This is a genomic window from Caballeronia sp. KNU42, from assembly GCF_053760385.1.
In genome coordinates this window covers 665,769-678,001 of record NZ_CM132388.1, presented here as the reverse complement: position 1 = coordinate 678,001, position 12,233 = coordinate 665,769, and the positions used below count along the sequence as shown (strand labels likewise).

At 60.7% G+C, this 12,233-nt stretch carries 10 protein-coding genes; 6 read left to right on the top strand and 4 right to left on the bottom strand.

All coding sequences use genetic code 11. The features are described from left to right. Positions 1-78: 78 nt before the first annotated feature. On the bottom strand, positions 79-612 hold the full coding sequence (locus ACSOSP_RS02945; protein ID WP_455309473.1) for a tautomerase family protein: 534 nt from the start codon (positions 610-612) through the stop codon (positions 79-81). Between the two features lie 120 nt (positions 613-732). Between ACSOSP_RS02945 and ACSOSP_RS02940 the strand changes: the two genes are divergently transcribed. Next, complete coding sequence (locus tag ACSOSP_RS02940) at positions 733-1,746, top strand: GlxA family transcriptional regulator (RefSeq protein ID WP_455309472.1); 1,014 nt, start codon at positions 733-735, stop codon at positions 1,744-1,746. 117 nt (positions 1,747-1,863) lie between these two features. On the opposite strand, the gene ACSOSP_RS02935 is transcribed toward ACSOSP_RS02940, so the two are convergent. Continuing rightward, complete coding sequence (locus tag ACSOSP_RS02935) at positions 1,864-2,475, bottom strand: VOC family protein (protein WP_455309470.1); 612 nt, start codon at positions 2,473-2,475, stop codon at positions 1,864-1,866. A 607-nt stretch (positions 2,476-3,082) separates the two neighbouring features. Here ACSOSP_RS02935 and ACSOSP_RS02930 point away from each other — a divergent pair. The 5 genes from ACSOSP_RS02930 to ACSOSP_RS02910 all read left to right on the top strand — a co-directional run bounded on the left by ACSOSP_RS02930 (position 3,083) and on the right by ACSOSP_RS02910 (position 8,397). Further along, positions 3,083-3,595, top strand: a complete 513-nt coding sequence (locus ACSOSP_RS02930; RefSeq protein WP_455309469.1) for a MarR family winged helix-turn-helix transcriptional regulator — start codon at positions 3,083-3,085, stop codon at positions 3,593-3,595. A 75-nt stretch (positions 3,596-3,670) separates the two neighbouring features. Next, positions 3,671-4,672 (top strand): carbon-nitrogen hydrolase family protein, encoded by a 1,002-nt coding sequence (locus ACSOSP_RS02925; RefSeq protein ID WP_455309468.1) that lies wholly within the window; start codon positions 3,671-3,673, stop codon positions 4,670-4,672. Between the two features lie 86 nt (positions 4,673-4,758). Beyond that, a complete protein-coding gene (locus ACSOSP_RS02920) occupies positions 4,759-5,820 on the top strand; it encodes an alpha/beta fold hydrolase (RefSeq protein WP_455309466.1) in 1,062 nt (353 codons plus the stop codon). A gap of 136 nt (positions 5,821-5,956) precedes the next feature. After that, positions 5,957-6,883, top strand: coding sequence for an NmrA family NAD(P)-binding protein (locus tag ACSOSP_RS02915; protein WP_455309465.1), 927 nt, complete (start codon positions 5,957-5,959; stop codon positions 6,881-6,883). A gap of 161 nt (positions 6,884-7,044) precedes the next feature. Next, positions 7,045-8,397 carry an epoxide hydrolase family protein gene (locus ACSOSP_RS02910; RefSeq protein WP_455309464.1) on the top strand — a complete coding sequence of 451 codons (1,353 nt, stop codon included), beginning with the start codon at positions 7,045-7,047 and terminating at the stop codon, positions 8,395-8,397. A gap of 239 nt (positions 8,398-8,636) precedes the next feature. Here the strand turns inward: ACSOSP_RS02910 and ACSOSP_RS02905 are convergent, their stop codons facing one another. After that, positions 8,637-10,124, bottom strand: coding sequence for an MdtP family multidrug efflux transporter outer membrane subunit (locus ACSOSP_RS02905; RefSeq protein WP_455309463.1), 1,488 nt, complete (start codon positions 10,122-10,124; stop codon positions 8,637-8,639). Next, complete coding sequence (locus ACSOSP_RS02900) at positions 10,121-12,226, bottom strand: FUSC family protein (protein ID WP_455309462.1); 2,106 nt, start codon at positions 12,224-12,226, stop codon at positions 10,121-10,123. Before ACSOSP_RS02900 ends, ACSOSP_RS02905 begins: the two co-directional genes overlap by 4 nt. Between the last annotated feature and the right edge of the window lie 7 nt (positions 12,227-12,233).

Genomic DNA, 12,233 nt, shown 5'->3' with positions numbered 1-12,233 from the left:
CCATCGGTTGTATTAACCGTTGTCAGCACGCGCGCGGCGATCTCACGAACCCCGCGGCGTGGGATAGGTGTACTTCTGCTACGACCTTGTGGCCCCAGCGCCCGAGATATCAAGCGCTGCTTCAAGCGTGATGCGTGCCTTTTCGCGCCGTCTGCGTGCGAGCCGCTCCACGCCTACGCTCCGTTCGGGCTCACCGGCCAGAAGTGCATGAATGTCGGGGAGCGTCCAAATGGCGCCGCGAGTTCCCCAGGCGCCATCAGGAATTTCGGTTGGGAACACCCAGACGCGCGTCGAGACCTCTTCGAAGGGCCGGTTCTCTGCCCGCGCCACCGCTTGCGTGACTGCCTTGACCAAGGCTTTGCGCGACTCGCCGGTGTATTGCCCCTCTGGCACCGAAGGAATGATGCGATAGCGCATGACGTTCACGCGTTCGCCGCCGACGAATATTGCTGCCGGGCGATGGAGATGGAACACGGTCACGGCCTGCGCAACCGGATTGCGCGGATCGTACCCTTCCGCTTCGATCAGGATGTCAGTCAGTTCTTTGACCAGACGTGCCTCGGCCTCGGGGGTCAAGGCGTTTTCCGGCCACAGTGCGTCGATCATTGGCATGGTGTTGCTCCTTCATCGGGTGTTTGGTTGCAACGATGATCGGACTTTACGGGGATGCCGGGAAGTGGCAGTATCGCCATTATTCGAGGAATATCAGACAATCGCGCACGCGATCCAACCATGATCACTATCCGCATCTGGGTCTACGACGGCATCATGGCATCCGGTGTCGCGGGACCCATCGACGTCTTCAATGCCGCCAACCATCTGGCTGCGCGCGAGTCCCCGCCTTCGCGCGTCCCTGCGCCGCTGTTCACATGGCGCGTGGAATCGCTGGACGGGCAAGCTGTGACGGCGTCATCGGGTCAGAGTATTTCGGTGGACGGAAAAATCGATTCGCGCAAACGCGCGCATGCCATTCTGCTCACCGCCCCTTTTTTCGCCGACATGGACGAGTTCATTGGCCGCCGGGCGCAGTTGATCGCGCTGTCGTCTGCGCTACGGCGCCAACGCAAGGCCGGGGCAGTGCTCGCGACCTACTGCACCGGCAATTACCTGCTCGCCGAGGCGGGCCTGCTCGATGGCCGGGCCGCGACGACGCACTGGGCCAAGGCCAACGACTTCGCGCGGAGGTATCCGCTCGTCGAGCTACGGGCGCGTGAAATCCTGACCGGGGGAGACGGCATTCTTTCCGGCGGTTCGGTGACTTCGTATCTCAACATCGCCGTGCGGCTCGTCGACATGTTCGCAGGCGAGCAGCTTGCTGTAAAAACCGCCAAGTCGCTGCTCATCGATATGAACCGGGTTTCCCAGGCATCCTACGCGACACTTCTCGACGAACACGGCCATTCCGATCCGCTCGTCGCGCGCGCTCAGCAGCGCATGGAAGCCGCACTTGAGGAGGGGTTCCGGCTCGATGAACTCGCCGCCTCGCTTGCGGTCAGCGAACGGACGCTCAACCGGCATTTCAAGCAGGCAACCGGCCTGGCGCCCCTGGCGTATCTCCAGAACCTGCGTATTGAAGTGGCCAGGCAGTTGCTGGAATCAAGGCCTATTGACCTCGATATGGTCAGCCAGCGCGTCGGCTATTCAGACATCAGCACGTTTCGGCAGCTGTTCAAGCGCAAGACAGGGTTTTCGCCGGGCGAATATCAAACGCGATTTGCACGCGCACCGAAGAACACTCTCGACTGAACATTCCGCTCACCCGTTTCGATGCACTGTCGGGTTGGACCTGCATTCGATCGCGACGGCGGGGCTACGACCCGTTGCAAGCGAGTATGCGAGACAACGGGGCGGCTTTTCATTTAACTATGTCGACTGCAGCCCACCCTTCGGCTCGCGAACGATATAGTCGGCGTACCAGTCCGGCCAGTTTTCGTCGCGGTGGCCGATCCGCTTCTCGTGCTCGCCGTGCGCGGCCGCAGCGCGGCGCAGCGCACCCGCTAGTTCGGAAGATGAGCTAAACGAAGTATCGCTCTCGCTAATTCTTCCGGGACGTCTTGTCGTGACTTCCTGGAAGATCCAGCCGTTTCCGTCCGGATCGCTGAACGCGGCGAACGAACCATAGCTTTGACCCTCCGGATGCGGGCCACTCACGCGTCCTTCTGTACCTGCATGATGAAATAGACCACCGATGTCGTGGAAAATTTCACTCACTTCAACGCCCTTACCGACCAGCGATGCGCGCACTGCGTTCAGATCAGACACGATGAGATGAAACCCTTGCCCCGACCCTGGCTCTTGCGTCGTGACACCTTTGCCAAAGAGGACCGAGCAATGCGAGCCCGGGGGCGTGAAATGCACCACGCGAAACTGCTCATCCTTCGCGATATCAACGTCGAGCCTCCAACCTAAATTCGCATAAAACTGCTTCGCGCGGTCGACGTCCGAAACGGGGATGACAAGCACCTCGAGTTTCATGTCGAGAGGCTGAGCTCCTTTCCCGGCCGTTGCGGCTTCTGCGTGCGTCTGTGTGGCGTTCATGTCAGGTTCCTCTCCATTGAATGATCAGACAAGGGCACGTCGAACCACATGATCTACAGCGAAGGTAGCCCGCTGCATGGCATTCATTGAGGCATGTCTGCGACATCTCAAAAGCGTATAGCGTCGGCAGTTCATTTTCAACTTACACGAAGCGCATGGCTTGCAAGCGTGCCGTTCGTTTTTGCCTGATCGTCACGGATAGTCGACGAACGAAGGATTTACATCAAAGCGTTCAGGCACATGTTTACGTAAGACCAATCGGGCTGTGGCTTCATGTTGCCGCCCTCTGTGCCGGCACTTTCGCCGGACCCTTGCACGGTCGCGGTTCTCTTTTGTATCGCTATGTATCTGCTTGCTGCGTTGATACCGGCGCTTACACAAACCACTCCGTCCGGACACAAACCAGATACAGGCGGGCGCTCCAATACGTCCATCGGATGTTGAGCGCAGGCCGCAGCGGTTTCCCGGCAAATAGCAAAGCGGGTGGCCTGCGCTTAAGCACCTATTCATTTAACCGGCAACGCATCAACTGGAGTGAGCCGACATGGCCCAAATCTGCCAGCCGATATTGCATATGCAACATATGAACGAGTACGAGCGCGGATGTTCAACGCACCGCGATCGTGGAGTGAGCAACGAGATCGCGCGGAACTGTCTGCTGACGCGCACGCGACAGATCTCCAGAGTCTTGACCGCGATCTACGATGAAGAGTTGCGGCCGTTCGGCATCAACTCCCCCCAGTTCACATTGCTCGTACTCATCATGGAACTTGGACCGCTGAGCCGCTCGGATCTTGGGCGCAGAAATCATCATGACCGGTCGACATTGACGAGGAACTTGCAACCTCTCATTTCGCAGGGCTGGGTTGGCGAAGGCTTCGTTGGAAATGATGGCCGCAGTCGTCCCCTCTCGCTTACCGAGCAAGGCAAGGAATTGCTTCACAGCGCAGCGTCAGGATGGTCGGTCGCACAAACAAAAGCCGAAGCCCTCCTGGGTGAGGCCGGCGCCAATGCGCTCATGGATATCGCCGGCGCGTTGCCCCACCGTATGTCCTGATTTTTTCAATCGATGTTGCAAATGCAACAAAACAAAGGCGCGTCGTGCGCGCCCTTACCATTCAAGGAGTTTGCAATGAAAGTCGTCAAAGCCGCCGCAGTCCAGATCAGCCCTGTGCTCTACAGCCGCGAGGCAACCGTCGAAAAGGTTGTGCAGAAGATCCATGAGCTCGGCCAGAAAGGTGTGCAGTTCGCCACGTTCCCGGAGACCGTGGTGCCCTACTATCCGTACTTCTCCGCAGTCCAGACGGGCATCGAGCTTCTGTCGGGAACCGAGCATCTGAGGCTGCTGGAACAGTCGGTGACGGTGCCGTCCCCCGCTACGGACGCGATTGGCGAGGCCGCCCGCAAAGCGGGGATGGTGGTGTCCATCGGCGTGAACGAGCGTGACGGTGGAACCATCTACAACACGCAGTTGCTGTTTGATGCGGACGGCAGCCTGATCCAGCGCCGGCGCAAGGTCACACCTACGCATTTCGAGCGCATGGTCTGGGGCCAAGGCGACGGGTCCGGCCTGCGCGCCGTCGACAGCAAGGTTGGCCGCATTGGTCAGTTGGCCTGCTTCGAGCACAACAACCCGCTCGTGCGCTACGCGATGATTGCCGACGGCGAGCAGATCCACTCGGCCATGTATCCAGGTTCTGCGTTCGGGGAGGGGTTTGCCCAACGCATGGAAATCAATATCCGCCAGCATGCCCTCGAGTCCGGTTGTTTCGTCGTGAACGCAACGGCCTGGCTGGACGCCGACCAGCAGGCGCAGATCATGAAGGACACAGGCTGCGCAATAGGTCCGATCTCGGGCGGTTGCTTCACCACCATTGTGACCCCGGACGGCATGTTGATCGGCGAACCGCTGCGCTCGGGTGAAGGCGAGGTTATCGCCGACCTCGATTTCAGCCTGATCGACCGGCGCAAGCTCTTGATGGATTCAGCGGGCCACTACAACCGGCCCGAACTCCTCAGCTTGATGATCGACCGTACACCCGCCGCGAACTTTCACGAGCGCGCTATACACGCCAAGCACCCTAAGTCGAACGACCAGCAATATCCTGACGATTTTTTCATTACGGTTACCTAACTACATGAGAATGTCCGCTTGATTCCAATGCACTTGGATCGAGTTGAAACCCTTTCGTTGAACATCTATATTTGTGGAGATAAATCTTGAAATCGCTCGTCAAGACAGGCGCGGTGAGGGCCGCCGTTGCAGCCGTCTTTGCCACATTCCTGATGACACCTTTCGTGAATGACGCGCAGGCAAGCGTTCCATCGCGCGCTGATGCGATCAGCGTGCACAGGACCGCGAACGCGAAATCCGCCGACGTATCGGATGCGGCGCTGGTGAAGTCGTTGCCAGGATTCAGGAACGGCTACGCCGAGGTCAATGGCGTACGCCTGCACTACGTGGTTGGCGGCAAGGGGGACCCGCTCGTGTTGCTGCCGGGCTGGCCCGAAACGTGGTGGACCTTCCACAAGATCATGCCGGCGCTCGCCGAAAAACACACCGTCATTGCGGTGGACCTGCGCGGCATGGGCACCTCGTCCCGACCCGCGAGCGGTTACGACAAGAAATCCATGGCCGCGGACATCCACGCGCTGGTCGAGTCGCTGGGCTATGAAAAGGCCACCATCGCAGGGCACGACATCGGCTCGGCAGTGGCGTTCGCGTACGCGGAGAACTATCCGCAGGCTACCGGCAAGCTGGTGATGATGGAGCTGCCGCACCCGGACGACAGCCTGCTGACGTTCCCGCTACTGCCCGCGCAAGGCGCCTTCGGCGACAAGCTGGGCTCGTCGCGTCCCTACCTGTGGTGGTTCGCGTTCAACCAGGTCAACGGGCTGCCCGAGGCGCTTCTGGCCGGCCACATCCGGGTGGAGCAGGACTGGCTTTTCAAATACTTCCTGGTGGACGAGCACGCAGTGGATGCACGAGACCGCGCGGTGTATGAACGCGCATACAACAGCGCCGACGCGATTCGCGCAAGCAATGGCTGGTATCAGACCCTCACGCAGGACGTGAGCGACAACAAAAGCTACGGCACGCTGGAGATGCCGGTACTCATGATGGGTGGCCCGGCCTATGGATGGATGAAGAAGGTTGTCTCGCAGAAGGCGGCGAACCTCACCGCAGTGAAGGTAGAAAACAGCGGCCACTTCATACAGGAAGAACAACCCGGGTTCGTCACCAGGACGATGGACGACTTCCTGCAAGGGGATAACCCGTGATGACTGAGAGGACCTTACTGACATCGATGTATGCACTTGTACATGAAGACGAATACGCCGTCAGAGTGCGAGGCCAACATGGCCTCGCAGGCATCCATCTTCCCGCCTTTTTGAACACATTGAAAAAGGAAACGACATGACCACTAACACAGTGAACGAACGCCCGATTCTCGTCACCGGGGCGGCCGGCGATATCGGTGCTATCGGCCGCAACGTGAGCGCAATGCTGATTGCCAAGGGGCATAAGGTGCGCGCATTGGTCCGCCGCGAAGATCAACGCGCAGAAGATCTGCGTGGGCTCGGCGCCGAGGTCGTCCAGGGCGACCTCACCGACCTCACCTCGATGCATAGGGCAATCGAAGGCTGCTCGCGGGTCTACTTTGGAATGTCCATCTCCTCGAGCTACCTCGAAGCCACCGTCAACACCGCCGCGGTTGCGCGCCATCATGGCGTCGAAGCTTTCGTGAACATGTCGCAGATGACCGTGACGGAGATGAGCATCACGAAGAGTACCGAGAGCCCCCAGCACAAGCTGCATTGGCTCGCGGAGCAGGCATTGGCATGGTCGGGGCTGCCGGTTGTCACGGTGCGGCCTACGGTCTTTCTAGAAGGTTTCTTTTTGCGTCTCGCCGCTGCAGGCGTACGTGAAAACGACGAACTGGCTTTGCCGCTGGGCAGCAGCAGGACTTCGCCCATCTCGGCAGTCGATGTAGCGCAAACCGTATCTGCGATTCTCGACAATCCGGCGCCGCACATCGGCAATGTGTACAACCTTACCGGCTTCGAGTCGGCCGACCTCGAACACTACGCGCAGGTCTTTTCCGAGGCGCTCGGGCGCACGATCCGCTATCGCAATGTGCCGCTATCGGCGTGGACGAGCAAGCTTCGGGAACTGGGGGTGCCAGAACATATTGTCCATCACCTCGCCGTGATGGCCGAACTTCACGCGCAGGGCCGATACGACCGCATGACAGACGACGTGTCCAGACTCACGGGCAAGACGCCGGTCACCATGCTCGAATTCGTGAAACGGCATGCCGCGGAGTTCACGCAGGGAGGTTGATATTTTTGCCGCCCCGGCTTGAGGCGACGGACCATGAACCTCCTCGCATTCAAATCCGCCAACGCCAGGCACACATCGAATTGAAAACCGCCATCGATGGTTCATCACCTCACGTGGCCATTGAATACAAAAGCTTGCTTTACCGCTAACCAGGATATCTTATGTCAGACAGCACCACTCCCCAGGCTCCGTCGCGGCGCCGCTTCATTGGCGCTGCGGCAGCCGCCGTTGCCGCGGGCTCTTTGAGTCAGCTCGCTTTCGCAGACACGAACCAGGCCATCACCGAGGCCGCTCCGGCGACGAGCGGCGACAAGAGCGCCATTCGTGCGCTTCGCGTACACGTGCCTGAAACGCAACTCATCGATCTACGCCGCCGCATCAAGGCGACGAGATGGCCTGAGCGCGAAACGGTCACGGATGACACGCAAGGTGTCCCGCTCGCCATGATTCAGGAACTCGCGCGCCATTGGTCGACCGACTACGACTGGCGCAAGTGCGAGGCGAAGCTGAATTCGCTGCCGAATTTCCTGACCGAGATCGACGGGCTGGATATTCACTTCATCCACGTTCGCTCGAAGCATGAAAACGCGATGCCGCTGATCGTCACGCACGGCTGGCCCGGCTCGGTCATCGAGCAGTTCAAGATCATCGGTCCGCTGACCAACCCCACGGCATATGGCGCGAGCGCGTCGGACGCTTTTCATCTGGTGATTCCGTCCTTGCCGGGCTACGGATTCTCCGGCAAACCGACCACGGCCGGCTGGGGTCCCGAACGCACCGCGCGTGCCTGGGTATCGCTGATGAAGCGCCTTGGATACGAGAAATTTGCGTCGCAGGGTGGCGACCTGGGTGCGATTGTTTCGAACGTGATGGCCAAGCAGGCTCCCCCGGAATTGCTGGGCATCCACGTCAATCTCCCGGCAACGCTTCCGCCCGAGATCGTGAAAGCGCTTCAAGACAATAGTCCGCCTCCGGCCAACCTCACGGACGAAGAAAGGCACGCATACGAGCAACTGCTCGGCTTGTCGAAGCGGCGCGCCTACGCGCTGGAACAGGGAACGCGCCCGCAGACGCTCTACGGTCTGTCGGACTCACCGATTGCGCTGGCAAGCTGGCTTCTCGATCACCCCGACGGCAACGGCCAGCCGGCGGCGGCGATGACGTCGGCTGTGTACGGGCGAACGGTCAACGGATTCTCCTCGGGCGAGCTGACACGAGACGATGTTCTCGACGACATCACGCTCTACTGGCTCACGAACACCGGGGTCTCCGCAGCGCGCTTCTATTGGGAGTCGCACTTCAACTTTTACGCCGCCGCCGACGTCTCCGTGCCGGCTGCCGTGAGTGCGTTTCCTGGTGAAAATTATCAGGCGCCGCGGAGCTGGACAGAGCGGGCGTATCACAACCTCATCTATTTCAACAGGCCTGAAAAAGGCGGGCATTTTGCGGCGTGGGAACAACCGCAAATTTTCGCCGAGGAGGTCCGTGCGGGTTTGCGCTCCCTTCGCACGTAGTTGATATCCGGAGGTTCCGAAAACCAGGTCGCCGTTCGCTCTTTGGATTTGCAGTCCAAACTGTTTGGCGGCAGGCCCCCGAAAGCGTACTGATCGCCGCCAACTCGGAAAATCGGAAATACCAATTGCCGTGGGTCACGTCATTCACGGATCAGGTTGGATTCGGCGCGAGCGAAATAAGGTGGCAAGGCTCTTCGCTCGCCTCACGCGCATCCTGTCCTGAACCCCATCGGCGCCAGTCACCGCGGCTTCAGTTCGACGGGCGGATCGGCGCGATAACCGCCGCCGAGCGCCTTCGTCAATGCAATCTCCTGACTGAGCGTCTGACCATTGAGCGTAAGTAGCGCAACCTGTTCCGCGATCACGGGCTTGCGCGCTTCGAGCGCCGCGAGCTGGCTCGTCAGTCCCCGTTGATAAGATGCTTCACTACTGTCCCTCGCGAATGCAACCGATTCGATCCGTTGCTTCTGCAACCCGGTCTGGGCATCGAGGGCCTGCAGACGGCTGCCCGTCTGCGCGACATCTCGCACCGCGTTGAGGACGGCCTCGTTGTACTGCTCGATCAACAGGTTGCTTCCCTCGCGTGCTCCGCTCAGGTTCGCATTGAGACTGCCGCCGTCGAAGATGGGCAAGTACAGCCCCGGAATGAAGTTGATCTGCTGGCTTGCATGCTTGAAGAGGTCGGCGAGGTGCAATGCGTCCAGACCGAAGAACGCCTTGATGTCGAAGCTCGGATAGAACGCCGCCTTCGCCGCATCGATCTTGTCGAACGACGCCTCCACATACCACCGCATCGCCTGAAGATCTGGACGGCGTGCGAGCAGTTCGTACGAAAGCGTCGCCGGCAAGGCCGCCTGCGAGCGCGGCAGCGCCACCGGCGCGATCGCGGCCAGGCCGTTGGGGCCTGCACCGACCAGCGCGCGCATCGATTCGCGATACTGCCTGATCTGCGCTTGCGCCGACACGATCTGTTGTTCGATGCCCAGTTGCTGCGCCCGGGCTTCTTCGAGCAGCGTGCGCGCCTCGAGGCCGCGTGCCGCTCGCGCTTCGTGGGCTTGCACCGCGAACACCGCTATCTCATGCAATTTGTTCAGCAGATCGATGAGCGCGTAAGTCGTCTGGATGCCGTAGTAAAGCTGCGCGACGTCCGTCGAGAGTTCGAGTTCGACCGCGGACGTTTCGGCAAGCCGCGCATTGCTCACGCCGAGCGACGCGGCAATCTGCGCGCGCTGCTTGCCCCAGATGTCGACGTTCAGGCTTGCACCCAGCCCGACGATGCCTTCGGTGTACCACGGACCCGTCAGCCCCTCAGCCGGTACGTTCTGCGCGAACGGCCCGAGAAAACCGTTCGCCGAGATGTGCTCGCGATCCAGCGACGCCAGCGCGGACACCTGAAGGCTCGATCCCGCGGTGACCAGCTCGACATCCGACTTTGCCTGCGCGACCCGCGTGCGCGCGATTACCATCGTTGGTGCATTGGCGAGCGCCTGATCGATCAGCGCATCGAGTTGCGCATCGTCATAACGCGTCCACCAGCGGGCGGCGGGCCAGCCATCGCGCGCAAGATGGATGTCGTCGGCGAGATTGATCTGCGCAGGCGCGATCTCGGTATAGGGTGTGCCGTTGTGGTGGATCAGCGCGCAGCCCGGCAGCACGGACGATATCCATGCGACGCATAAAAAGCATCCACGCCAGCGCCAATTGCGCACTCCCGATCGTGCGTTCATGTCTGTACCGCCTCTGAAACAGGCACCGCAACTGCTGCGTCGACGCGCCAATCCGGCAGCCCTGCGACCTGCCGCGACAGTTCGTCCGCTGCAACAATGAGCGGTCCGTCGGCCAACTTCGGTTCAACAACCTGCGTAGCGATCTCACTGCGCCGCGGCGCGTGCGCATCGGGCGGGTTGGCCGCAAGCTCATCGGCGTATCGCATGAGTTCGGCACAGGCCCGTTCCTGCGCCGCGCGCACTGCATCGACCGTTCTTGAGCTCACCGATCCCGCTTGCGCCGCGACCGCTTTGCGCAACGCATCGCCGGCAAGCATGATTTCGCGCCCCTGCGCGAGAACCGTTTGCGCGTGCACTGTCAGTTGCTCCTGCTCCCCTTCCTGCCAACTGGGCTCGAGCGCGACGCGCGACAACGTCGCTTCGCACTCGGACAACACGGCCCACGCCTGCAACTGCCGCTGCACAGAGGACAACTCGTCCTGTTGGTCGACGCCGGCCCGTGGAGCACCCAACTGCGTGGCAATCGCGCGCAACAGGGTAGCGAGTTTCTGCCGCAGCACGTCGCACTCGCTCTCGCGCCAGAACGACATCTGCACGAAGGTCGCCACGCAGATACCCAGCCCAATGCCCACCAGCCGGTCGCGGATCTCAGTCAAATTCGCGGAGGGTCCGAACTCTCCGAGCACAGCAAGCGAGAAGGTGAACATTATCTGGAGACCGGCATAACCGATCCTCTCCGAACCCGCCAGTATCCACGCCCCTAACGCGACGACTGGCAACACGATCAGCAGCAGGCCGGCGATGTCGTCGAAATGCGGAATGATGAACACGACCATGAACAGCGCCAGCGCGCTGCCGATGGCGGCTCCCGAGAACCGCAGCAACGCGCGTTGCGCCGATGCCCCGAGACTCGGCAGCGCGACGACCAGACACGTCAGCATGATCGTATGCACGCCTTGCCAATCCGCGGCGTTGTAGAACACGTAGCAGACGAGAACGGCAAGCAGCGTCTTCAGCGAAAAACGCATATAGGCGGGATTGGTCCATGCGTCGTGCGCGACCATCGGCTCGCTCGCGGGCGGCTTGCCAGGTTCCTCACCGCTTGCGACGAGATCCGCGTACGCATGCAGCGCCCTCTGCAATTCGCCGGCAGCGGGAATGGTGTCGGCGGCTTTGCGCTCATCAGCTGTCGCCGTGTTCACGTAACGATACGGCTCGTCCGACATCACCGCTTCGTCGAGCGCCAGGACGTTCGCGCGCAGCTCCCGCAACATCGCAAGCCGCACCGCCGACGCGCCCGGCCAACTGAGCTGCAGTTCACTCGCACCGCGATACAAACGCGACACGGTCGCAATGCACGCCAGTTGCGCCGCCTGATGCTCGCGATAGCGGGCATCGCGCATGGTTGTGAACCGCAGCAGCTTTTGCAGCGAGAGTGCACCTTGCTGGACGGCCGCCAGCGTGATTGGCGCAACGCTCGTCGCGCCATCGATCAGTTGCGTCAGGCGCGTTTCCAGCGCCGCAAGTTGCCGATGGATTTCCGCCTTGAGTTGCAATTGAGGTTCGGCAGGCAACAGCAACATGTTCACCACGAGCGTCAGCGCGATCGGATAGTTGACGGCGACCCACACCCACAACACCGCGCGAATCAGCAGTTCGGCCTGGTCAGTCTGGTCCACGAAACTCTGCACGTAGATCACGACGATCGCCACGATGAAAAATACAATGCCGATCTTGAGCACGCGAAGCAGGTACACGCTGCAGAAGAACATCAGGCTCGCAATCACGATGCGTAGCAACGGATAGTCAAACGTAAACTTCAGCAGCAGGATCGACAGGCCGATGGCGAGCGTCGACCCGACCATGAACATCAAGCCGACCAGCCGCGTGACCACGACGTTCGACTGCGTGACATAAAACACCACCAGCAGCGACAGCGCGAGCTCCGGCACTTCAAGCGTCATCGAGATAACGATCACGATGGCGCTCGTCAACATGCAGCGCAACATCACGTTGAGCCGCCCGGGAAATGGCGCAAGCTCGCGCTTCAGGAAGGCACCCGCATCACATAGCGTGACCGGCAGGTAGTCGGCGATGGTCATGGGCGCC

Bases quoted from the DNA above. Each gene is read 5' to 3' on its own strand.
- ACSOSP_RS02925 (WP_455309468.1), top strand. From the start codon at position 3,671: ATGAAAGTCGTCAAAGCCGCCGCAGTCCAGATCAGCCCTGTGCTCTAC.
- ACSOSP_RS02915 (WP_455309465.1), top strand. From the start codon at position 5,957: ATGACCACTAACACAGTGAACGAACGCCCGATTCTCGTCACCGGGGCG.
- ACSOSP_RS02945 (WP_455309473.1), bottom strand. From the start codon at position 612: ATGCCAATGATCGACGCACTGTGGCCGGAAAACGCCTTGACCCCCGAG.
- ACSOSP_RS02910 (WP_455309464.1), top strand. From the start codon at position 7,045: ATGTCAGACAGCACCACTCCCCAGGCTCCGTCGCGGCGCCGCTTCATT.
- ACSOSP_RS02905 (WP_455309463.1), bottom strand. From the start codon at position 10,124: ATGAACGCACGATCGGGAGTGCGCAATTGGCGCTGGCGTGGATGCTTT.
- ACSOSP_RS02935 (WP_455309470.1), bottom strand. From the start codon at position 2,475: ATGAAACTCGAGGTGCTTGTCATCCCCGTTTCGGACGTCGACCGCGCG.
- ACSOSP_RS02900 (WP_455309462.1), bottom strand. From the start codon at position 12,226: ATGACCATCGCCGACTACCTGCCGGTCACGCTATGTGATGCGGGTGCC.
- ACSOSP_RS02930 (WP_455309469.1), top strand. From the start codon at position 3,083: ATGGCCCAAATCTGCCAGCCGATATTGCATATGCAACATATGAACGAG.
- ACSOSP_RS02940 (WP_455309472.1), top strand. From the start codon at position 733: ATGATCACTATCCGCATCTGGGTCTACGACGGCATCATGGCATCCGGT.